Source organism: Vibrio sp. 10N.222.52.B12, assembly GCF_002875385.1.
GTDB lineage: Bacteria > Pseudomonadota > Gammaproteobacteria > Enterobacterales > Vibrionaceae > Vibrio > Vibrio jasicida.
This window is the reverse complement of sequence record NZ_MDAW01000154.1, coordinates 69,709-92,224: the sequence shown is the minus strand read 5'-3', so window position 1 is coordinate 92,224 and position 22,516 is coordinate 69,709. Positions and strand designations below refer to the sequence as shown.

The window sequence follows — 22,516 nt, the reverse complement described above, 5'->3', positions numbered from 1 at the left end:
GGGGAAGTTAATGTTCCCAACGTGGACTCCGAATACATTAGCGCAAACCAACTCCGTTATTACTTAATTGTAGTTGCAATAACGAGGCGGACCATACATTTTTGTGACCTGTCAGTGTAGAGATAGGTATTACTTCACTGTAAGGACCATCTTGCCTACGTGTCCCTTCTCTTGGAATGCCGCTTGCGCTTGGTTGATGTCTTCCAGTGGGAATGTCTGTGCGACTAATGGTTTGATGTTGCCTTGTTCAATATGATGAACCAAGTTTCCAAACACTTCAGGCTCAAGGACGGTACAACCAAAGAAGCTGAGATCTTTGAGATACAGAGTGCGAACGTCTAGCTCAACCATCGCACCGCCAATGGCACCTGATACCGCGTAACGACCTTTCGGGCGCAAGACTTCAAGAAACTGTGGCCACTGGTCGCCAGCAACCAAATCAATCACCACATCGACGCTGTTATTGCCAAGCGCTTCAACAAGATTTGCATTACGTGGCACGACTTCACCTGCGCCCAGTTCCAGCACTTGTTCATTTTTGCTTGGGCTTGTGATGGCAATAACAGTAGCACCGCGCGCTTTGGCGAGTTGAATCGCCGCAGAGCCCACACCGCCGGAAGCACCAGAAATCAGGACTCGATCTCCTTTGGTAACACGAGAGCGAGTGAGCATGTTTTCTGCCGTTGAATACGAACATGGGAAAGAAGCAAGTTCAGCGTCAGTCAAATCCGTCTTTAGCTGGTAGGCGTGCTTAGCTGAGACCACGGTGTATTCAGCAAATCCACCGTCGCATTCTGAGCCAAAGTACCAAGGTGGATTAATGGTTTCCCCGTTTACATCGCTTAGGCAAGGCTCAATCAGAACGCGTTCACCGATGCGACGTTCATCTACCATACCGCCAACGGCAACAATCTCGCCACAGACGTCAGCGCCTTGAATGCGTGGGAGAACCAATGCATTGCCGCTCCAACTTGCATCCTCGCTATCGCTGTCGCCTTTTGAATACCAGCCGATACGCGTATTGATATCGGTATTGTTCACGCCTGCTGCGGATACACGAATCAGCACTTCATTCTCTTTTGGTGTTGGGACAGGAATATCTTGGCGGTATTCCAACATTTCTGGTCCGCCGTGACCGGTCAATAGAACACCTTTCATTGTGGTTGGTAGCGTTGTCATGATTAATCTTCCTTTAGCAATCTTAAAACAGCTTGTTGCGCAGAGTTCAGAGCCTCGTTACCCAGTACTGGCCAAGCGCTGGAGACGCCTTCGTGCAATAAGAACAGCTGCGTGGCGAGGTCTTGGCGAAGGCTCTGTTTACCCAAAAATTGTCGAACGTCTTCTTTGTGCGCTTTCACGGTTTGGTTGATGACGTCGTGCTCGGGAAATGCCGCAATCGCGTTCATCGACATGCAACCATGCGGTGCGTAGTCTTCCATCCATTGTTTGAGCTTGTTGAATACGTGTTGAGTCGCTTCTAGCCCGGCTTGTGGCGAGTTATCCAGCAGGAAGTTTAAGTAGCGCTGGTGGCGGTGTTCTAACGCGGCCACGATCATGTCTTCCTTAGATGGGTAATGCTTGTACAAGGTGCGTAGGCTAACGCCACAGGCAGTCTTGAGCTGTGCCACACTAGGCTCGGCAAATCCAAGCTCGCTAAAAGCTTGCTCTAAACTGGCAGCGATCTGTTCTTTCAACATAGCGTCTTCTCATGAGTAGAATGATTGTTCTACTTTTAGGGTAGAGCGATCGTTCTACTTGTGTCAATGTAAATCGAGAAATAAAAAAACGGAGCGCAAAGGCTCCGTTTAAAATCATTGAGTTAGATCTAATAAGTTTGGTATTGGTCGACAATCAATTGACTGATCTGAGCAATCACTTGGTTTCTTGCTTGCAATGACAAGTCTGTCTCTGTGATATAGATGCTGACATAAATCGGCTTATGATTCTCTTTCCAAATCATCGCTGTCACGCCCCTAGAGCCAAAACCGCCAGCGCCAGAGCGGTCGGCAATCGACCAACCTTTCGGTAGGACTGAACGAATAAGTGGATCCGAAACCTTATTATCCTGCATCCAAATTTTAAGTTGGATGCGAGATTCGTAAGATAGCGCATCGCCTTCTAGCAGAGTGTGCAGAGTGTTTACCATGGCGTTAGGTGTTGTGGTGTCTTGCTTATCGCCTGGTTTGGCTTCATTCAGTCTTGGCTCAAAACGGTCCAACCTCGTCGCTTTGTCGCCAAGAGAGCGTAAAAAGAGCGTGACCCCTCGTGGACCACCAATGCTGCGTAATACGATATTTGCTGCGGTGTTGTCACTCATGAGCATCGCTGCTTCACACGCGTGTTCGATGCGGGTGGTTTGACCTGCCATACGATCCATGACAGGTGACCATACCACCATGTTACGTTCTTCGACTTTCGCAGTGGCGTTTTTATCTAGCTTTCCGGTGTCCATTTGATTCAGCATTGTGGCACAGGCAAGAGTTTTGAAGGTACTCATCATCGGGAAGCGTTCATCGCCTCGGTAATCCCAATGCTCGTTACTTTGTGTATCCCAAATCGCCACACCGATTCGACCCGCGATGTGTTGTTCGATGGCAGAGATGTCTTCGTTCAGTTTGGCGGCGTATGTTGCACTCGAACAGACTAACAATCCGAGTAGCAGAAATAGCTTTTTCATTATTGATTTTCTTAGTGTTATTTATTCCAGTTCGCATCTTGGCGAATTTAGCCGGAACTATAACGAGTGAATACTCTAATGACTGTTAGATTATTGTCTTTTTTCTGTAGGAATCCTTGCATATGTCGAGCTTTACCCGCTTTTACTCTTATTGACGTTGCTTTACATGTGAAGCGCTAAAGTAAAGTTGTCGATTAACCGAGTAACCAATCATGAAAACATTCCGCAATCTCATCTGGGCAATGATCGCCGCGATGTCCGTATTATGGTTTGCGATGGAACCGCAGCTTTTCTCTTCTACCAATGTCTTTGAATGGCGATCTGCCATGATCCAATATTCAGGCATTCTGTCTTTGATGCTGATGTCTATCACCATGGTGTTGGCAATGCGTCTTCCTGTGGTTGAAAACTGGCTACACGGCATGGACAAAGCGTATCGAGTGCACAAATGGCTCGGCATTGGTGGCGTTGCATTAGGTCTTGCGCACTGGCTTTGGTATCAAGTGCCGAAGTGGCTAGTCATGTCTGGCGTACTAGCAAGACCAGAGAAACACACAGGTGCAGGGCCGGAGGGTAACCTCTCTGGAATCGAAGCTTGGATTCATGGTCTGCGCGACCTTGCTCAAGGCATGGGTGAGTGGGGCTTCTACATGCTGTTGGTTTTGCTGGTGGTTTCTCTATGGGGCGCAGTGAAGTACAAACCCTTTAAACTATCGCACCGCTTTATGTCGGTGGCGTATTTGCTGATCGCGATTCACTCCGTACTGCTGCTCAAACGCGCGTATTGGGGCGAGCCTGTTTACTATCTTACTGTTGGTTTTGCAGTCGTCGGTTCGGTTGCCGCACTTTACAGTTTGTTTGGCTTTGTTGGTCGCCGTAATAAACATTCTGCGGTTGTGGCGTCGACACGTTATTTCCCTCTAGCTGAAGTGATGGAATTGGTCGTCAAACCAAATGGGTCTTGGCAAGGGCACAAAGCGGGGCAATTTGCTTACTTACGTTTTGGTGATGAAGATGCCCATCCGTTCACCATCGTCTCTAGCAGTGAAAGTGATGAATTACGTTTCCTAATCAAAGAGCTCGGCGATTTTACTACCGGCTTGTATGAGCGCGTAAAAGCGGACGATGCTGTAATGGTAGAAGGGCCCTACGGACGTTTGGAATTTGATTTAGAGAAACCTCAAATCTGGATTGCTGGTGGGGTAGGGATTGCTTCTTTCTTTGCCGCTTTGGAAGCATTGAAAGTGCAAGCGCAAACTAGCGACGTTCATTTGTTTTACTGCAGTCGCGGTATCGACGGTCAGTTGGTCGATGAACTGTGGCACTTAGCGCACCAAGCAAGCGTCAAACTGCATGTGATAGATACCATGAAATCGCCACGTTTGAATGCTGAACGTATTGCGGCTCAGTGTGGTGATTTGAACAAGTATGAAATGTATTTCTGTGGACCAGAAGCGTTCTCAAAAACACTGAAAAAAGAGCTGGATGCGCATCAATTTAATATTGAGCAGAGTTATCACGAAGAGCTATTTATTATGCGCTGAGTGTCAAGATTGTTAGTCATGAGTTAGCTCAGCGGTGAGCTTTTTAAGCCTCAATTTCGATATTCAGAAATGGGTAGGGTAATAAGCAAATCCAAACCGAGAGAGTAAAGATGACTATCACATCAAAACGCATTCTAGCGCTGACAACATTGGCAACAGTGACCGCTTCTAGCCACGCATTGGCAGAAGGCCGCAACAATTCAATTGAAGCGGGTGCGACCTTCGTTGGCGACCACGAAATGTACACCTTGGGTTACAGCCGTGATGTGGGCAACAACATCGTCACTGGTGGTGGTATTTTTGTTGGTTCTGACGCAATTGATATGCCCGTAAAGAACGATCAAGACGCTTGGGGTATGTACGCGAACATTGGTTACCGCTTTGAAATTGCTGAGTTCGATATCATTCCTAAGCTTGGTATCAACTACTTTAATGCGGACGTTGATATCAATAGCGGCACCCACTCAGGCCAGAGCATGAACATTGATAGCGTGTACGCTTCTGTTGGCGGTACGGTTAACTGGCGCATGGTTGGTCTAACAGTTGATTACGGTAAGATCAACGACTCAGCGGTTAACCCGATCAATGGTAAAGAATTTGAAGAAGATGTGGTTCGCGCTACGTTGAGCTTCAACTTCTAACGTTTTTCATCGACCTTTATATTTTTGTCGTTTTATTTTTACTGCACACACTGCTTGTTTGCCGCCTGTACTGGGCGGCTTTTTTGTATGTCCAGTATGCCAGTAATGACCATTGAAGTTACAAATCGTTGAGAATATCGGATAGGTGCTTTTCTAATTTCACTATCGTTGGGTGTTGATAATAGCCACGGTGAAATTGCAAACCAATATCGAAATACATCTGTTGATTGTTTTGAATCAACGGAATCTTTTTGATGTTTTGTGGTAACACTGAGTCAGGCAAAGTAAAGCAAATCATCACGTAATCGGTTTTAGTTAGCCAGTCTAACGCTGCATGAACAGAGGGGACGGTGAGGCGTTTGGTTAGCGCGAAACCCAACTGACGTTTCACTCTCTCATAGTAAATTGCATCATCGAGCGCGCCCATGGATACTCGTACTAACTTTTCACTTTGTAAGCGCAGAATATCAATTTGTTCTGCTTGCCAGAGTGGATTGCTCTTTGAGGTATAGAGATACAGGCCAAGTTCGCCAATTTTTCTTTCTACCACACGCTCATTCATCACCGAAGGGTAACCTGAAATCCCAACTGCAAGTGACCCTGCTTTGGGAAACTCAATACCGTCTAAATTCCAGTCAACCATAGAAAAATCGTCAACATTTTCATGTTGCTCAAGCAACTCTAGTAAAGGAGTGGTTAGAAGAGCACTAAGAGGATTAGGGACGAAGAAACGAAATTGCGTTGGTTGAGAGGCGGCTTCAAGTACATTGATTTGAGTCTGTGCTGACTCTAGCTGTTCAAGGGGTTCTTCAATAAGACTCATCAGTTGGCTGCAAAACAACGTAGGTTGGTAAAGCCCCTTACTGGCGATAAACAACTCATTTCCAAACAACACTCGGCAATCGGCTAATTGGCGATTAAATGTTGCTCGACTGATATCGAGTGTATGACACACTTTAGGCATCGATTTTTGTTCAAAGATCAAATGCAAAAAGCGGTATAGATTGAGGTCGATAGAGTGTTTCACAAGAGCCCTTTAAATAAAAAAAACACATCGATTAATACGACATTGTGTGTTGATTTAAGGTTCAAATTTGAGTCTCTTAACCGTCAAAAATGCGCACGTAATCCACGTATTCTGAGAGTGGTAAATCGACGTATTCATAGCTCGGAGGTGTCATGCTTAAAGATCTGGTTGGCTTATTCATTTTGGTGCTTTTGCTAAGTGCTCCAGTATTTGCAGAAGAGAGAGAACCCTTTATCGCGGGTGGCGTGACGTTTTTGGATAAGCATGAGGTCTTGAGTGCAGAGATGGGCGCAGAAGTGTTACCCAATATCAATTGGTCACTTGGCTTCAACGCACCGATAGACAGTGGTGAGCAAGAGCACTTCGGCACGCATTGGGCAGAGAAGCAAGTTTGGGGATTACATACGGCATTGGGCTACGAAATTCGCGTGAATGACGTGTTGGCGATAACGCCGCGTATCGGGTTGAATTACAACAATGTCGAGATTGAGTATTTTGAAGAAGAGACGGGTGAGTATGTCGACACAGACAGCCAAAACAACGTTGAACCAACCTTAGGTGTTAAAGTCGATATTGCCAGCGTTGGACTTATTGTTGAAGGCTACAAAATTGACGAGGACATCAGCTTATCGGAGGAAGATGAGATGGCGGTTCGAGTCATGGCAGCCTATAACTTCTGAGCTGATGCCACTGCGTAAGCATGGATTCAGAGAAAAAAGGAGCTGAAATGTCAGCTCCTTTTTGATGTGCAAGTACGATTTACAGCGTAATGTTCTTCGTCATGCCCGCCTCTGCATGCCCTGGAATGTTGCACGCGAACTCAACGTTGTTGTCACCGTGGAAATGCCACAATAACTGCTTCGCTTTACCCGGTTCTACCGTTACAGAGTTGCCCGAGTCGTGCATGTGATCGCCACTCATTGTCTTCATCATTTCGCGATGTTCTAGCTGCTCTTTAGCCGAACCAATCGTAAACTCGTGGTTGATCTTACCGGTGTTCATGACTACAAACTGCACCACATCGTTTGGCTCAATCTTAACGTCTTTCTTGAACTTGATGGTCATGTCATCACCCAAGATAACGTGTACCACCTTGTCTGGCTTTGCGCCTTTTGCTGGCATACCTACTGCCGACATGCCCGGCATATCCATCATGTTTGAATGGTCCATTTTACTGTGGTCCATCTTCATGCTGCTGTGGTCCATATTTTCATGCTTCATGTTGCTATGATCCATGTTTGAATGATCCATTTGGGCAAACGCAGTCGTTGTTGTTAGGGCTAGAGCAAGAGTAATTAGTGTCTTTTTCATTTTTATATCCTTGTTTTAATTCATTAATAACTTGGTTGCTTCCCCTCAAAACCGCATGTTTGAGGGGAAGGTAGGGATTAAGCCTTGTTACCAGTGCGATCTGTGCTGTCGGCGTTTTCGATTTGGTTGCCAGCTTGCGTGTTTGTTTGACTAGGAGTTGAGTTGCCTGAGCGCAACTCGCGTTGTTTCCACAGCTTGAAGATGGCTGGAAGTACCAACAGCGTCAGCAGCAGTGCCGATGCCATACCACCAATCATTGGTGCGGCGATACGTTGCATCACTTCTGACCCTGTCCCTTCGCCGTACATGATCGGAATCAGACCAATAATGACCGTCAGTACCGTCATCATTACTGGGCGAACACGCAGGCCTGCACCTTCACGAATGGCATCAGTTAGGTCTTTCGCTTCAAGCCTCTGTTGGCTCTCTTCCGCATCCAGCTTTTTGTAGTGCCATGCTTGGTTGAGGTAGACGAGCATGATGACCCCAATTTCAACCGCGACGCCTGCTAGGGCAATAAAGCCGACCCCAACGGCAATTGAGAAGTTGTAGTTGAGGATATGCATAAGCCACAAACCACCGACCATAGCGAGTGGTAGGGTAAGCATGATGATCATCACTTCGCCAACGCGACGGAAGCTGAAGTAAAGCAGCAGCATAATGATGGCGATGGTGATTGGTACCACGACGCTCAAGCGGTCTTTCGCACGTTCCATGTATTCGTATTGACCAGACCAAGCCAGGGAGTAACCCGCAGGAAGTTCCAATTGATCGGCCACGACTTGCTGTGCTTCCACGACGTAAGAGCCAAGGTCACGACCATCGATGTCGACAAACACCCAACCGTTTGGACGCGCGTTTTCCGTCTTGATCATCGGAGGACCGTCTTCGTAACGAATGTCCGCTACATCAGCCAGCGCAATACGAGCACCATTTGGTGTCACTAACGGCAGGTTTTGCAGTTTAACCACTGAGTCGCGGTAGTCTTGTGGGTAACGAACGTTGATTGGGTAACGCTCTAAGCCTTCAATGGTTTCACCCACATTCATACCGCCCACCGCAGTGGAGATCACTTGCTGAACGTCTTTGATGCTCAAGCCGTAACGCGCTGCCGCACGACGTTTAATGTCGATCGTGACATAACGACCACCTGCTACACGTTCCGCATAAACCGATGCTGTACCTTGTACGCCATTAAGAATTGGCTCCAGCTGGGAACCGATCTTCTCAATCACTTTCAGATCAGGACCCGCGATTTTAATGCCGATAGGGGTTTTGATGCCCGTTGCCAGCATGTCGATACGCGTTTTGATCGGCATTACCCAAGCATTAGTAAGACCAGGGAACTGAACCAGATTGTCGAACTCTTTGCGTAGTGACTCGGTTGTTACCCCTTCACGCCATTGATCGCGTGGCTTCAACTGAATCACGGTTTCAATCATGGTGAGTGGCGCTGGATCGGTTGCGGTCTCTGCTCGGCCAATCTTGCCCCATACGGTTTTCACTTCTGGAACGGTTTTGATCAGCTTGTTGGTTTGTTGTAGAAGCTCGCGTGCTTTACCAATCGAGATGCCCGGATAGGTCGTTGGCATGTACATCAAGTCGCCTTCATCCAGCGGCGGGATGAACTCGCTACCCAGTTTACTAGTTGGGTAGTAAGCCGATGCCATCAGACCTAATGCGATAATAATCATGGTCTTAGGGTATTTTAAGCTAGTGTTCAACAACGGACGGTACAACGCGACCAAGCCACGGTTAACTGGGTTTTTGTGTTCTGGTAACACCTTACCGCGAATAAAGTAGCCCATAAGAACAGGCACGAGTGTGATTGCCAAACCTGCCGCAGCTGCCATGGCGTACGTCTTAGTGAATGCAAGCGGCGAGAACATCTTGCCTTCTTGGCCTTCTAAGGCAAACACTGGTACGAAGCTAAGAGTAATGATCAACAACGAGAAGAACAGCGGTGCGCCGACCTCATCTGCGGCTTTGCCGATTACTTGCCAGCGGTTCTTGTCGGTCAATGGCGTTCGTTCAATGTGCTTGTGAACGTTTTCAATCATCACGATTGCACCATCCACCATGGCACCGATGGCAATCGCAATACCACCCAAAGACATGATGTTGGCGTTGATGCCTTGCCAATGCATTACGATAAACGCACTAAGAATACCGACCGGTAGGCTCAGAGCAATAACCAACGAAGAACGAATGTGGAACAGGAACAACGCACACACAATCGCAACGACGATGAACTCTTCTGCAAGCTTCTTCCATAGGTTTTCTACCGCTGAATCGATAAGGGTAGAGCGATCGTAGGTTGCAACAATTTCCACGCCTTCTGGTAAGCTGCGTTGTAGGTCGGCGAGTTTGTCTTTGACTTTCGCAATCACTTCACTGGCGTTTTCACCAAAGCGCATCACTATAACGCCACCGACCGCTTCACCTTCGCCATTCAGCTCTGAGATACCACGGCGCATTTGTGGGCCAAGGTTAATGTCTGCGATGTCTCCTAATAGCAACGGCGTGCCTTTCTCGGTGACTTTTAGAGGCAGTGACTTAATGTCTTCAATGCTGGTTAGGTAACCCGTGGTACGAACCATGTGTTCGGCTTCGGCCACTTCGATAACGGACGCGCCGGTTTCTTGGTTGCCGTTTTGGATTGCCATGTTCACTTGTTGCAAAGTGAGGTTGTAAGCACGCAGTTTGGCAGGATCAATCTGCACTTGATACTGCTTCACCATACCGCCCACGGTCGCGACTTCAGAAACGCCATCTACGGTTTGCAATTCGTACTTCAAGAACCAGTCTTGCAGGCTGCGAAGATCCGCCAAATCATGCTTGCCAGTTTTGTCTTGTAATACGTAGCTGTAAACCCAGCCCACGCCCGTTGCATCAGGACCTAGGGTTGGTTTTGCGTTCGGTGGCAGCTTTGGTGCTACTTGGCTCAAGTACTCCAACACGCGTGAACGTGCCCAGTACATGTCGGTATCATCGTTGAAAATGATATAAACGTAAGAGTCACCAAAAATGGAGTAGCCACGAACTGTCTCAGCACCCGGCACGGCAAGCATGGCGGTGGTGAGTGGGTAAGTAACTTGATCCTCAACGACTTGAGGAGCTTGACCCGGATAGCTTGTCTTGATGATCACTTGCACATCAGAAAGATCCGGAATCGCATCAACAGGCGTATTCTTTACACTGTAAAGTCCGCCTAATATAAGGGCTAAGGTCGCGACCAACACTAGGAATCGGTTGCTCAGTGACCAACGAATAATAGCATTGATCATAATTAACCCTCGACGGCTGTTGTTGCAGGAACTAGCTGTTTAAGAACGTAGTCAGATCCTTGTTTTTCAACTAGAAACCGAACTTTCTGTCCTTCTTCAAAACCCGATAGATCAACGTCTTCACCCACAGAGAAGTTCATCTCACCTGCATCCCAGTTCCATTCTGCAACCGGTAAGTGGTTTAAGGTGATCATGCCAAAATCAGCCATCAGCATCGTGATGTCACCAGTTAGCCAAACTTCTGCTGCAATGACGCTGTTGTCTGCCTTATAGTCAACGATTTGGTACTGACCGGAATCTGTCTTTTGCATTTCAAATTCGATAGCCTGACCTTTTTTCAAGTCACCCATCTCAACGCCATCTGCAAAAGTGAAGTTCATTACCATGCCCGGCCAATCCCATTCTGGTACAGGTTGGTGGTTGATGGTCAGCATGCGGTGATCTTTCATTACGTCTGTGATCTCACCTTTAGCCCATGCCGTTTCTGCCGCTGCTTCTACACCATTGATGCGAGATAGATCCGCCGACTGGCTTGATTCAGAGTCGAGCATGAAGTGAGATGACGTAACGATCTTGTCGCCTTGTTTAAGTCCTTGTAATACTTCGATTTGTTCGCCAGCTTCACGGCCAACTTCAATTCGAGCTGAGCGATATTTGCCGTCGCCTTCCGCCAGAACAACGCGAGTCATACCGCCAGAGCGGATAACAGATGATTTAGGAATCGTTAATACTGCGTCGTCAGTGACAGGTTGCAGGGCAATATTGGCGAACATGTTTGGCTTCAATGCGCCATCTGGATTAGGGAATTTAAGACGCACACGCAACGTACGTGTTTTCGGATCGAGGATTGGGTACACGTAATCGACAACACCTTGCCATTCATTGCCCGGAATCGCGTCAAGGGTCATTGTGGCTTGAGAGCCCGCTTTCATCCAGTGTGCTTGACGCTCAAAGACTTCCGCATCAACCCAAACATTATCCAAAGGACCCGCACTGATCACCGCCTGAGCAGGAGACAAATAGCCACCTTCACGCACGTTTAAGCTCGCGATAACGCCATCAGCAGGCGCTTTGATTTCAATTGTTTGTGACGCTTTACCACGACGAGTAATGGATTTGATTTGAGCACGGTCAACACCAAGTGTTACCAAGCGTTCGGTCGCCCCTTTTACAAGACCTTTGCGGCCAGTGCGGTAAGCATTCAGTAATTCTTCTTGTGCTTTAACCAGTTCTGGAGAGTAGAGCGTGAAAAGCACATCGCCTTTCTTCACTTTCTCACCCACAGCATTGATGTAAAGCTTCTCTACCCAACCCGCCACACGAACGTTGGTTTGCCATAACAGACTTTCATCAAAGGCAATATAACCAACCGTTTCGATGCGTGGTGATAGCTGTTGTAGTGTCGCGTTTGCGGTTTTAACCCCGAGGTTGTTTTCTACTGAAGGGTCAATAGTCACTGTACCCGGTGCGTCTTGTTCACCGGATAGGTCTTCTGCGTAAACCGGAATCAAATCCATGCCCATCGGGGATTTACCCGGCTTGTCACGTTTGTAATTCGGATCCATTGGGGCAACCCAGTAAAGTGGATCATTAGAGCTTGCACCAGAATCGCCACCCATCGCACTCATGTCGTGAGCCGAGCCCGTAAGAAAATGATTAGCACCAAACCCTAAAGCACCACCAACAATCAGCGCGATGGTTGCAATTTTTAATGTTTTCATTGTTTTACCTTATTTTCCCCTTCACATTTGACGCTACAGCGTTGTTGCCTGCTCTCGTTCACCCAAGTCACATAGAAGATCCCTTAGTTTGTTAGGGAAAGTACTCATGGGATTCTCTCGTTTGCCGCCTAGCTGGAGCCCCAACTGTCTTGGGGAATCACAAATTAATATGCCGAAATAGAGCGAGCTTCTGGAGAAGCCACTTGGTAGTCGAAACCACCGAGTAGGGTGGCTAAATTGCTGTTTGCGATGTTGAGATCGGTCAACAGACGTTGTTGCTCTAATTGCAGAGCCAATTCGTCTGTGGTGGCAGAAATTACATCGTTAAACTGCGCTGTGTTGTTTTGATAACCCCGCTCAACGGCTTGAATGCGCGCTTTCGCTTGAGGCAATAAGGTGGATTGATAACGTTCTAAACGCTGGGTTAAGTTGCCGCGATCAACCAGCAAAGTGTTCACCTTGGCATTCATCTGCGTTAGTAAGGTGTCCTTTTGTGATTGTGCCGCGCCAACTTGGTATTGAGCGGCCGCGAGATTGCGATCTTGGCGGTCACCTGTGAACAGCGGAATGTCCATGGTGAGGTAAGCGCTGACCAAATCGGAGGCGGGTTCACCCATCATGTTGTCGGCTTGGCGGTAGGCGTACATTACTTCGACGCCAAACTGCGGGTTGTAGGCTTGCTCAGCAATTTCCACCTGAGTTTTATTGGCAGAAATGCTAACGTCAGCCATCTTAACCATCGGGTGTTGGCTGAGTTGCTGGTAATGCTTGGTGGAACCCTGATTAGCAGCAAGTTTGCTGTTCAGAGTATCCCAGTTCAATTGATTGCTCGCGTGCAGAGCCTGTTCGTTTGCCAACCAATCTGACCCCAACCAATCTGACCCCAACCATTCGGAGAGTTGAGAGATAAGACGACGTTGCATTTGTGCGTTGGCTTGCAGTTTCTCATCCAACTTGCTGACTTGAAGCTGGGCGTTGAGAAGGTCTTGCGCTTCACTCTTACCAATCGAATAGTTGGTTTGAATAAAGCTTTCCATCTCCTTCATCAACTTGCGATTCTCAAGCATGATTTGTTCAGCGCGTTGCTGGTAACCAAGCTCTAACCAAAGTTGAGTCATGCTGTTAGCGACCTCAAGCTCACGAGCATGCACTTGAAGCCCAAGGCCGTCGGCTTTTTGATTGGCTTTCTTCTGCTGTAAATCAAGCGTCGAGCCACGCTCAAATTGTTGCATTAAACCAACGGAGATGTTGGTCATTGGGTCTTCATCGAATTTGAAGCTGTCGACAGGCAAGCCACCAAAACCCACTTTCAGTTTTGGGTCCATCAAGGTCGCACTCGCGACGCCCGTTTCACGCATGGCAGCAGATTGCGCTGAGTATTGCTTACGATTGCCATCGTTACTCAAAGCGACGTTGATCAGTTGGGCAAGCTTGGTCGTTGAAGCTCGCTCACTTGATGCGGAATTTTGCGCTGCGTGCGTCTCTTTACCTGCGGCGTTAACCAAGGTTGGCGCAGCGACCAGAGCCACCATAAAAATAGGTGCAGCTAAGCGGTATGGTTTGATATCCATAATCTAAATCCAGTGTTCGCCGGATCGATGGAGGTGCGGATTTTATTGCGGGAACAGTAAAGCCTTGTTACCTCATCGTTCAGGCGCATTAAAACAACCTGCGATACACGCGCAGGGTCGAATGCTAGGACGGATTTAGGCTATAGGAGGTCGGTACAGGTCGCGGCTGACGTGTACGACTGGGGAAGCAACTTCAGGAGTAATGGTTGCGCGATAGACGACGGGCATTGGGCTATTGTTAGGATTCGGTAGGGGGACGAAAACTATCGTACACGCGGCAGTACAGCAGGTATGAACCATGCCGGAGCCTCCACCACAGTTCATGCTGGTTTCTCTTGCATCGCCATCTTCGGACATAGAAGCGTCAGTCATGTAGACGTCCATCATGCCAGGCATACCGCAGTGTTCGCTGTCACTCATCATAGAAGGATGGTGAGCCATGCCAGTAGACATCATTTGAATATTCATCAACGGCTCACTGTTCGCCACACTAGATACCAATAGCACTAGCGTCGTGAAGAGAGTTAACCAGATTGTATGCAGCGATTTTAAGTGCATACCCTTTCCCATGTGTTTGATGAAAATGATGAAAACCCTTCGATTCTAAAGGTTAACCTAAGGGTAAGGTCAATCATTTATTACTCTTATTATCAAAATAGGCCAACCCTTCAGTTTTCGCACTTTCGAGGGAGTAAAACGTTTGTTAAACACCGAGTGTTGAAAGTTAGCGAAAGAAGCCCTCGCTTTTTATGACACGTGAAAAATGTGGTTTATAAGTTTTACATCACACTAACTTGTCTTACAAATGATTATCCTTATAGAATGCATGGTTTTACTTGTGCAGATTTGGATTTGCTTTGCTGCGGGGGTTGCATGATAGAAATTGTCATCGATGGAAAATATAGAATTGTAGAAGAGGGTCTAACCCTTTTAGAAGCAGCAAAAGTGTGTGGGGTCGAGATCCCATCGCTGTGCGGAATGAACAAAAGTAATGAGAAAGTACCGTGTGACTTGTGTGTAGTTGAAGTCGAAAGTGGCGGTACTAAGCGTGCGTGTGAACTCGAAGTTTACCGCGGCCTTAATGTGGTCACGCAATCAGAACAATTAAGCGAGCACCGCAGAAAAGCACTCAACCGCATCATGACGGACCATTACGCCGATTGTGAAGCGCCATGTAAAACCGCGTGTCCTGCGGGCGTGGATATCCAATCGTACCTTTATCACATCGCACAGAACGATCATCAAAAAGCGATTGAAGTGATTAAGCGTACGCTTCCTATGCCGTTATCGATTGGCCGCGTATGCCCAGCATTTTGTGAGAGCGAATGTCGCCGTTCGTTAGTCGATGAACCTATTGCAATTCGTCAGCTTAAACGTCATGCCGCGGATGCGGATTTGTCTGTGCATGAAGCCTACGTACCAGAAAAGAAACCAAGCAAAGGTTTGAACATTGCCGTCGTCGGCAGTGGCCCTGGTGGTCTAACGGCTGGCTACTACTTATCGAATGAAGGCTATGACGTTACGGTCTTTGAATCCATGCCAAAAGCGGGCGGTTGGTTGCGTTATGGCATCCCAGAATACCGTTTACCAAAAGACATTCTCGATAAAGAAATCGAACTGATGTGCCGCAATGGCATGCAAGTTCACACCAATCAAAAGCTGGGTGTGGATTTCACGCTTTCTCAATTGAGTGAAGAATACGACGCGGTGTGTTTGGCGGTCGGCGCGTCTCAAGCGGTCGAAATGCATTACACAGGCAGCGACCTTGAAGGTTGCTACTTAGGCGTTGATTACCTAAAAGATTACGTTACTGAGCAAAACTATGTAACGGGCCAGAAAGTCGCGGTGATCGGTGGTGGTAATACAGCAATTGACTGTGCTCGTACTGCGCGTCGTGCTGGTGCAGACACCACGTTGATTTATCGTCGTACTCGTGACGAAATGCCGGCAGAAGACTACGAGATTGTCGAAGCGGAACACGAAGGGGTGAAATTCCACTTCTTGACCAACCCTGCAGAAAACCTTGCCGATGAAACCGGACGCGTGAATGCGATTCGTCTAGAGCGCATGGCGTTGGGTGAGCCGGATGCATCTGGTCGTCGCAGCCCTAAACCAACTGGCGAGTTCTTTACCGAAGAGTTCGACACCGTGATTGCGGCAGTATCGCAAAAGCCAGACCTGAGCTTCCTCGATGGTGAAGATTTGTCGATTCCACTTACGCGCTGGAACACCTCCGATGCAGATGAAAAGACCATGCACACCGGCACGGGCAACATCTTCAGTATTGGTGATTTCCGCCGTGGTCCAGCAACGGCAGTTGAAGCGGTGGGAGATGGCCGCGTTGCGGCAAAAGCCATTGATCTGTTTTTGAATGGCGATATGGCCGATATGCCAAAGGCAGCGTTCAACTCGCGCAAAGAGAAGAAACTCTCTCAAGTTGATCCGCTTCACTTCGAGAACATCCAGAAAGTCGCTCGCTCTATCATGCCTGAGCTGACTCCTGCACAACGCGAGCAAAGCTTTGCTGAAGTGGAGTTGGGTTTTGATAATGAAGAAGCGATGAAGGAAGCGGCGCGCTGCCTAGAATGTGGCTGTCAGGCAAATACCGATTGTGCGCTGCGTGATTACTCCACCGAATATGAAGCTGAGCAAAGCTTTGATTTCTCTTTGCAGATTAAATCGCATCAAGATTGGTTAGATCTTCGTGCGAAAGACTTGCGTCATAAGTACGAAGTTGACCGCAGCTCGGAATTTATTGAGTTTGATGCAAACCGCTGTATTAGCTGTGGTCAGTGTATCCAAGCGTGTCGCGACAAAGCCGTGCACGGTGTACTGAACTTCGTGTGCGATAAACAAGGTCGTCCGGCATTACGTCCTGACGATCGTCCACACTTTGGAAGTAATAAGAATGGCTTAACCCTAATGGGCGATTCGAACTGCGTGCAATGTGGCGCGTGTGTTCAAGTGTGTCCAACAGGTGCGATGGTCGATAGTCGTGACCGTTCGCAAGGTCGTACTGAAGATCTGAAAGCGGTCGACACCATTTGTACATACTGTGGTGTGGGTTGTAAGTTGACTATGTTCGTGGACGAAGCAACCAATACGATTCGTTACGTTAAAGGCGGTGACTCGCCGGTTAACCAAGGCATGCTGTGTGTGAAAGGGCGCTTTGGTTTTGACTTCATTGGCAGTGAAGAGCGTCTTACCACGCCATTGATTCGTAAAGACGGTTGGTTGCAGCCTGCAAGTTGGGAAGAGGCGATTCAACTGATTGCGAGCAAGTTCTCTGGCATCAAGCAAGATTTTGGCAGCAACGCATTGGCGGGTTTCTCTTCAGCGAAAACCACCAACGAAGACAACTATGCGTTCCAAAAATTTGTCCGTCGTGAACTAGGCACTAACAACGTCGATCACTGTGCGCGCTTGTGTCACGCATCGAGTGTAACCGGTCTTGAGGCGTCACTGGGTAGTGGTGCAATGACCAATGACATTCCAAGCATTAAGCACTCGGATGTGATCTTTATTATCGGTTCGGATACCACATCGGCACACCCGATCATCGCTTCACACATCAAACAAGCAATTCGTCACCACGGTGCTCGCTTGATTGTGGCTGACCCGAAACGTGTCGATATGGCAGAGCATGCTGAGCTGTATATGGCGCACCGTCCGGGTACGGATGTGATGCTCCTTAACGGCGTCATGCAGCAGATCATCAAGAACGGTTGGTACGATCAAGAGTACATTGAAGAACGTGTCGACGGTTTTGATACCTTACTGCAAGAAGTGATGTCGCCAGCTTACAATCTCGATAAAGTGGAGTTGGTTACGGGCGTAAAAGCCGAAGACATTCAAGCAATGGCGCGCATGATTGGCACGGCAGATCGTACCGCTGTGTATTACTCGATGGGGATTACTCAGCACACGACAGGTCATGACAACGTGCGTTCTATCGCTAACCTGCAATTACTGTGTGGCAACATCGGCATTGAAGGTGGTGGTATCAACCCATTGCGTGGTCAATCAAACGTGCAAGGTGCGTGTGATATGGGCGCGTTGCCAAACAGCTTCCCGGGCTACCAAAAGGTATACAACCCAATTGTGCGTCAGAAGTTTGCGATTGAATGGAATGCGCCAAATCTGCCTTCTGAGCAAGGTCTAACCTTGACAGAAATCATTGATGCGGCTTGCCATCGTGACGTTCGTGGTATGTACATCATGGGTGAGAACCCAGTGTTGAGTGACCCGAACCAAGCGCATGTGATTGAAGGTTTAGAAGCACTCGATTTCTTGGTGGTTCAAGACATCTTCCTAACGGAGACTGCACAATACGCGGATGTGGTTCTGCCTTCTTGCTCGTTTGCAGAGAAAGCGGGTCACTTCACCAATACGGAGCGTCGTGTACAGCGCGTGAATCCGGTTGTCACGGCACCGGGTGAAGCGAAAGAAGATTGGTGGATTATTCAAGAAATCGCCAATGCCATGGGCAGTGATTGGGATTACCACTGCGTGTCTGATATCACTAATGAAATCGCACGCGTGACACCTCAATACGCGGGCCTTCGTTGGGATGCAATTACGCCAAACGGTGTCCAATGGCCGAGCAATAAGAACAACCCTGCGGGTACTCGCATCATGCACCAAACCCAGTTTACTCGTGGTAAAGGGCAAATGGTGGGCGTACCGTTCCGTTATGCGGCTGAGCTGCCAGATGAAGAGTACCCACTTGTGCTTACGACAGGTCGTGTACTTGAACAGTTCCATACAGGCACCATGACGCGCAAAACCAAAGGGTTGGATAACCTTGCTGGCCCTCGCGCAATGGTGAGTGTGGAAGACGCAGAAGCGCTTGGCATCAGTAATGGTCAGCGTTTGACGGTGTCTACACGTCGCGGCAGCATTGAGATTGATGCCTTTGTGACTAAGCGGATTCAAAAAGGTGTGGTGTTCATTCCTTTCCACTTTGTTGAGTCGCCGGTTAACCGTTTAACGACAACGGCGACTGATCCGCATGCGAAGATCCCTGAGTTCAAGGTCGCTGCGGTTAAAGTGGAAGTGAGCGAAAAAGCGCTGCTCACAGAGCCTGCAACGGAAGCGGTTCATTCTATTTAAGCCAATCTGTTTAGATACAGGTCAGCAGCGCACTGGCGAGTTGGGCGATTACATATAAGCTTATGATATGTAATCGCTAAACGAGCCGTGCGTGTGCTAAGAGTCATTCAATGGATTGTGTTGTTTTTACCCGCTTCAATTTGGCTGGTGGCAAGGCAATATCATGATATTTGGTGGGCGGAGAATCTAACCTCGATTCCCGCTCTCCTTTTATTCGCCTACCTAGGTTTTGCTTTGGTACTTTTGGGTTGCCGTCATTGGACGAAAGCCATTGCCGCGACCTTGATTGGTTTCGCTTCTATTGCGTATCTCTTACCCACTCAAATCACAAACAACCAAACCTGCGAAAATCCGCTGACGATAGTCCAATTCAACCTGTTCTACGAAAATCCGGACATCAATCAGTTCATCAATTACTTGCTTAAACACCCTGCGGATTTGGTGGTGATGCAAGAGCTCTCGCCTCAAGTGGGGGAGAAACTTCATCTTCTCGACGATATTTATCCTTTCTATTATGGCGGCCAGCGCGGCGTTGGTTACCCTTCAAATCAGATGATTTTGAGCCGTTATCCTTTGGAGCCAGTTTCGATTTATCACACCCCAGATGGTCAAGAGGTGATTCGAGCAACATGGCAAGTGGACAACCCTATTACCCTGATGACGGCGCATCCTCCTTCGCCAAGAACTGAGCCGTTATGGCAACGCCGCAATGCACTGATTCGAACCATAGAAACTCTTACTGATTTGTACCCAACACCAGAAATGATCGTGATAGGGGATTTCAATCTTTCTGCTGCAAGCCCGAGGTTTAATGGGCTGTTTTCTGGTTTCCAAACTCAACCCGTAGCCAGTTGGCCAACATCAGTAAAGAACTTGCCGGTTCCTGCTTTCGCCATGATAGGGATTGATCATCTCTGGCTTAAATCGGAAAGCGTAGAGAGGACCATTTGTTCTTGTAAGTCGACAAGCCATCCAAATGGTTCTGATCATCGCTTGGTAACGACGGTGATAGGTAACGTTATGAATTAATTCCTGTTTCATTCTCAAGATTGTGAGCGAAATCGGTTCACCCCTGACAAAAGCGGTCTTTACTTTATACACCATGCTCCTCTTTCTTTTTTGGAACGGGATTCCATAACTAAAGCAGTAAATAAACTGGTGATATAAGGGTTAGAAATGAAACCATTCAAACGAACGTTAGTGGCAGGTGTCATCCTAGGGTTAATTGGTACCGTGGCAGGATGCAGCCCAGCAGAAGAAGCGAAACAACCACAACAAAAGCCAAAACCTGAGGCTCAGGTAGAAGAGTAAGCTCAAGCTCAAGCAACTGCGCCTGTGGAAAGCGGTGAAACGATCTATCTGGCTGATACCATCATCACAATGGATGAAGACCAACCTCGTGTAGAGGCAGTTGTAGCGGACGATGACGGCAAGATTGTCTTTGTTGGACAAGAAGCGCAGGCGCTGAACCAGTTCCCAAATGCGGATAAAGTCGACTTAGAGGACAAGGTGATCATGCCTGGCTTTATTGAGCAGCACCTTCATCCGTTCCTTGGTGCACTTACGCTGAGCATGCCGGTCATTGCTCCTGAAGAGTGGCAGTTACCAAGCCGTACTTGGCCTGCGGTGAATGGACATGAAGAGTATCTGGCCGCGCTGACTGCCGTTGAAAAAGAGATGAAGGATCCAAATGAAGTATTGTGGACGTGGGGCTACAACAACTTCTTCCATGGTGAATTGACGCGCGCTGATCTTGATAAGATCTCGAAAACACGTCCAATCGGTGTATGGCATCGTTCGGCACATGAGTTCTACGTCAACTCTGCCTTTATTGAAAAGTTTGGTCTTAACCAAGCAGATATTGATAAGCAAGGTAAAGAGGTAGCAGCTCAGTCAGATCTGGAAAATGGGCATTTCTGGGAAGGTGGTGCACTGATTTACTTGTTACCGCGTATCTACAAAGATCTTGGTAGTGAAGCAAGATTCCGTGCCGGACTAGAGCAAATGGTGGAAATGCTGCACGAGAAAGGGATAACAGCTTACAACGAACCTGGCGCGTTTATACCAGAGGATATGGTGGGCCTGTATAAAGAGATCTTGGGGGCTGATGAAACGCCAATGTACTCCTTCTTTACACCAGAGAGTAAGTCACCGTACTTTTTGAAAGGCAAAGAGGGTGTGGTTCAAGCGGTTGAAGAAATCACCAAAACCTTCCCTGATGAAGGCAAAGTTCGCTTCTTTAAAAACCAAGTTAAGCTACTGTTCGATGGTGCGATCATCTCTCAGTTAATGATGATGAAAGACGGTTATCTGGATGGCCACCATGGCGAGTGGATTCAAAGTCCTCAAGAAGTTGAAGACATCACCAAGCTGTTCTGGGAGAAGGATTACCAAATACTCGTTCATGTAAACGGTGATGAAGGCGTTGAAAAGCTGATTGAAATTTTGAAACGTCGTCAAGCTGAATACCCACGTGATAACCACCGTTTTACGATTGTTCATTTTGCCAATTCGACCGACGAGCAAGTCAAGGAACTGAAAGAACTCGGAGCTATCATCAGTGTGAACCCATATTACATCACTGGCTTTGGTGACCGTTTTGGTGAAGTCGGCTTAGGTGAAGAGCGTGCTCATGCCATGGTGCGTCTGGCGACCATAGAGAAAGAGCAGATCCCAGTCTCATTGCATTCAGATATGCCAATGGCTCCGGCTGATCCTCTATTACTTGCTTGGAGCGCCGCTACCCGTCAAACCAACAATGGCAATGTATTACGCAAAGACTTGGCCCTATCTCGTGAAGCCGCATTAAAAGGCATCACTATAGAAGCCGCGTACTCTTGGGGAATGGAAGACACCCTCGGCAGTATCGAGGTAGGTAAGGTTGCCAACTTTACGGTACTCGAAGAGGACCCTTATAAAATCGACATCAACAAGCTAAAAGACGTACCAATTTATGCCACTGTCTTTGAGAACAAGCTATTCCCTATTGATAAGTAAAAGTAACTTTTAGCACTAAAGAGCTGCAAGGTGTCTAGTTATTTAGAATTAGGTTAAATCAGGCGACGGCTTGTCATGGAATTGACCGACTCTGACCGTCGCCTGTTATTTGGGTGAATTCTTTAACCTAAACTTCATCCGCTTCCTATACTGAAATTATAGAGAAAAGCAGAAATTCATAACGATAAGAGGCAACTTGCATGACAAGAACTACCTCAGCAGTGTTAATTATTATTTTGATGAGCGCCTATTTTGCCTATAACCGTTTCTACGTTTATCCGCAAAAGCTGGAAACACAGGCGGAATCAATGCTGATCCAAATGGCCAATCGAGAAGAATGGCTTGATGTTCCACAGATGATGGAACGTGTCGATGCGCACAAAGCACACTTAGAGCTGGATGCCGACATCACTTCAACCAGTGGCAAGCGTGCTTATGGTGAAGGCTATATTACTTACAGTGACCGCAGTAGGAACGTATGCAAACAAGTGGTTTTTAATTTTAAAATCAACTCGTTGAGAAACTACATTATCTCCGATTTGCACGATTGTTCACTCGGTGAGTATTATTGATGTTCTACTCGCTTTGATCAATAACGCCTCCGAATGTGGAGGCGTTTTTAGTTGTG

Annotated in this window: 16 protein-coding genes and 1 pseudogene; 8 read left to right on the top strand and 9 right to left on the bottom strand. The window is 47.7% G+C overall.

Going from position 1 to position 22,516, the window contains the following annotated elements; all coding sequences use genetic code 11:
• Positions 1-129: 129 nt before the first annotated feature.
• The 3 genes from BCT11_RS24365 to blaCARB all read right to left on the bottom strand — a co-directional run bounded on the left by BCT11_RS24365 (position 130) and on the right by blaCARB (position 2,677).
• Complete coding sequence (locus tag BCT11_RS24365) at positions 130-1,182, bottom strand: alcohol dehydrogenase family protein (RefSeq protein WP_198593996.1); 1,053 nt, start codon at positions 1,180-1,182, stop codon at positions 130-132.
• Positions 1,182-1,697 (bottom strand): TetR/AcrR family transcriptional regulator, encoded by a 516-nt coding sequence (locus tag BCT11_RS24360; RefSeq protein WP_042602550.1) that lies wholly within the window; start codon positions 1,695-1,697, stop codon positions 1,182-1,184. The genes BCT11_RS24365 and BCT11_RS24360 overlap by 1 nt, the downstream gene beginning before the upstream one ends.
• A 128-nt stretch (positions 1,698-1,825) precedes the next feature.
• The gene (gene blaCARB / locus BCT11_RS24355; RefSeq protein WP_038865209.1) at positions 1,826-2,677 is read right to left on the bottom strand and encodes a CARB/PSE/RTG family carbenicillin-hydrolyzing class A beta-lactamase; all 852 of its coding nucleotides are present in this window, start codon (positions 2,675-2,677) and stop codon (positions 1,826-1,828) included.
• A gap of 212 nt (positions 2,678-2,889) precedes the next feature.
• On the opposite strand from blaCARB, the gene BCT11_RS24350 reads away from it, so the two are divergent.
• Both BCT11_RS24350 and BCT11_RS24345 read left to right on the top strand, forming a co-directional pair.
• Positions 2,890-4,221: a ferric reductase-like transmembrane domain-containing protein gene (locus BCT11_RS24350; protein ID WP_102389494.1), complete on the top strand. Its 1,332-nt coding sequence runs from the start codon at positions 2,890-2,892 to the stop codon at positions 4,219-4,221.
• A 110-nt stretch (positions 4,222-4,331) separates the two neighbouring features.
• Complete coding sequence (locus BCT11_RS24345; protein WP_042602548.1) at positions 4,332-4,862, top strand: hypothetical protein; 531 nt, start codon at positions 4,332-4,334, stop codon at positions 4,860-4,862.
• Positions 4,863-4,980: 118 nt separating this feature from the next.
• On the opposite strand, the gene BCT11_RS24340 is transcribed toward BCT11_RS24345, so the two are convergent.
• The gene (locus BCT11_RS24340) at positions 4,981-5,889 is read right to left on the bottom strand and encodes a LysR family transcriptional regulator (protein ID WP_039974864.1); all 909 of its coding nucleotides are present in this window, start codon (positions 5,887-5,889) and stop codon (positions 4,981-4,983) included.
• Between the two features lie 152 nt (positions 5,890-6,041).
• On the opposite strand from BCT11_RS24340, the gene BCT11_RS24335 reads away from it, so the two are divergent.
• Positions 6,042-6,569: an autotransporter domain-containing protein gene (locus tag BCT11_RS24335; protein ID WP_042605704.1), complete on the top strand. Its 528-nt coding sequence runs from the start codon at positions 6,042-6,044 to the stop codon at positions 6,567-6,569.
• A 79-nt stretch (positions 6,570-6,648) separates the two neighbouring features.
• On the opposite strand, the gene BCT11_RS24330 is transcribed toward BCT11_RS24335, so the two are convergent.
• The 5 genes from BCT11_RS24330 to BCT11_RS24310 all read right to left on the bottom strand — a co-directional run bounded on the left by BCT11_RS24330 (position 6,649) and on the right by BCT11_RS24310 (position 14,337).
• Positions 6,649-7,200 carry a cupredoxin family protein gene (locus BCT11_RS24330; protein ID WP_042605703.1) on the bottom strand — a complete coding sequence of 184 codons (552 nt, stop codon included), beginning with the start codon at positions 7,198-7,200 and terminating at the stop codon, positions 6,649-6,651.
• A 77-nt stretch (positions 7,201-7,277) separates the two neighbouring features.
• The gene (locus tag BCT11_RS24325) at positions 7,278-10,487 is read right to left on the bottom strand and encodes an efflux RND transporter permease subunit (RefSeq protein WP_102389493.1); all 3,210 of its coding nucleotides are present in this window, start codon (positions 10,485-10,487) and stop codon (positions 7,278-7,280) included.
• 2 nt (positions 10,488-10,489) lie between these two features.
• Positions 10,490-12,208, bottom strand: coding sequence for an efflux RND transporter periplasmic adaptor subunit (locus tag BCT11_RS24320; protein WP_102389492.1), 1,719 nt, complete (start codon positions 12,206-12,208; stop codon positions 10,490-10,492).
• Between the two features lie 164 nt (positions 12,209-12,372).
• Positions 12,373-13,779: a TolC family protein gene (locus BCT11_RS24315; RefSeq protein ID WP_102389491.1), complete on the bottom strand. Its 1,407-nt coding sequence runs from the start codon at positions 13,777-13,779 to the stop codon at positions 12,373-12,375.
• A 135-nt stretch (positions 13,780-13,914) separates the two neighbouring features.
• Entirely contained in the window at positions 13,915-14,337 is a 423-nt protein-coding gene (locus BCT11_RS24310) for a hypothetical protein (RefSeq protein WP_054755572.1), read from the bottom strand.
• Between the two features lie 315 nt (positions 14,338-14,652).
• Here BCT11_RS24310 and fdhF point away from each other — a divergent pair, with 315 nt between their 5' ends.
• From fdhF to BCT11_RS24290, 5 genes and pseudogenes are all read left to right on the top strand, one after another.
• Positions 14,653-18,891 carry a formate dehydrogenase subunit alpha gene (gene fdhF, locus BCT11_RS24305; protein ID WP_102389490.1) on the top strand — a complete coding sequence of 1,413 codons (4,239 nt, stop codon included), beginning with the start codon at positions 14,653-14,655 and terminating at the stop codon, positions 18,889-18,891.
• Positions 18,892-18,984: 93 nt separating this feature from the next.
• Positions 18,985-19,920 carry an endonuclease/exonuclease/phosphatase family protein gene (locus BCT11_RS24300; protein WP_102389489.1) on the top strand — a complete coding sequence of 312 codons (936 nt, stop codon included), beginning with the start codon at positions 18,985-18,987 and terminating at the stop codon, positions 19,918-19,920.
• Between the two features lie 147 nt (positions 19,921-20,067).
• Entirely contained in the window at positions 20,068-20,202 is a 135-nt protein-coding gene (locus tag BCT11_RS28555; RefSeq protein ID WP_277869664.1) for a hypothetical protein, read from the top strand.
• Positions 20,203-20,232: 30 nt separating this feature from the next.
• Positions 20,233-21,888, top strand: a pseudogene (locus BCT11_RS24295) (amidohydrolase); the annotation flags it as partial.
• Positions 21,889-22,088: 200 nt separating this feature from the next.
• Positions 22,089-22,460, top strand: coding sequence for a hypothetical protein (locus BCT11_RS24290; protein WP_171374330.1), 372 nt, complete (start codon positions 22,089-22,091; stop codon positions 22,458-22,460).
• The last annotated feature ends 56 nt before the right edge of the window (positions 22,461-22,516 follow it).

Bases quoted from the DNA above. Each gene is read 5' to 3' on its own strand.
- BCT11_RS24360 (WP_042602550.1), bottom strand. From the start codon at position 1,697: ATGTTGAAAGAACAGATCGCTGCCAGTTTAGAGCAAGCTTTTAGCGAG.
- blaCARB (WP_038865209.1), bottom strand. From the start codon at position 2,677: ATGAAAAAGCTATTTCTGCTACTCGGATTGTTAGTCTGTTCGAGTGCA.
- BCT11_RS24350 (WP_102389494.1), top strand. From the start codon at position 2,890: ATGAAAACATTCCGCAATCTCATCTGGGCAATGATCGCCGCGATGTCC.
- BCT11_RS24345 (WP_042602548.1), top strand. From the start codon at position 4,332: ATGACTATCACATCAAAACGCATTCTAGCGCTGACAACATTGGCAACA.
- BCT11_RS24335 (WP_042605704.1), top strand. From the start codon at position 6,042: ATGCTTAAAGATCTGGTTGGCTTATTCATTTTGGTGCTTTTGCTAAGT.
- BCT11_RS24330 (WP_042605703.1), bottom strand. From the start codon at position 7,200: ATGAAAAAGACACTAATTACTCTTGCTCTAGCCCTAACAACAACGACT.
- BCT11_RS24325 (WP_102389493.1), bottom strand. From the start codon at position 10,487: ATGATCAATGCTATTATTCGTTGGTCACTGAGCAACCGATTCCTAGTG.
- BCT11_RS24320 (WP_102389492.1), bottom strand. From the start codon at position 12,208: ATGAAAACATTAAAAATTGCAACCATCGCGCTGATTGTTGGTGGTGCT.
- BCT11_RS24315 (WP_102389491.1), bottom strand. From the start codon at position 13,779: ATGGATATCAAACCATACCGCTTAGCTGCACCTATTTTTATGGTGGCT.
- BCT11_RS24310 (WP_054755572.1), bottom strand. From the start codon at position 14,337: ATGCACTTAAAATCGCTGCATACAATCTGGTTAACTCTCTTCACGACG.
- fdhF (WP_102389490.1), top strand. From the start codon at position 14,653: ATGATAGAAATTGTCATCGATGGAAAATATAGAATTGTAGAAGAGGGT.
- BCT11_RS28555 (WP_277869664.1), top strand. From the start codon at position 20,068: ATGAAACCATTCAAACGAACGTTAGTGGCAGGTGTCATCCTAGGGTTA.
- BCT11_RS24290 (WP_171374330.1), top strand. From the start codon at position 22,089: ATGACAAGAACTACCTCAGCAGTGTTAATTATTATTTTGATGAGCGCC.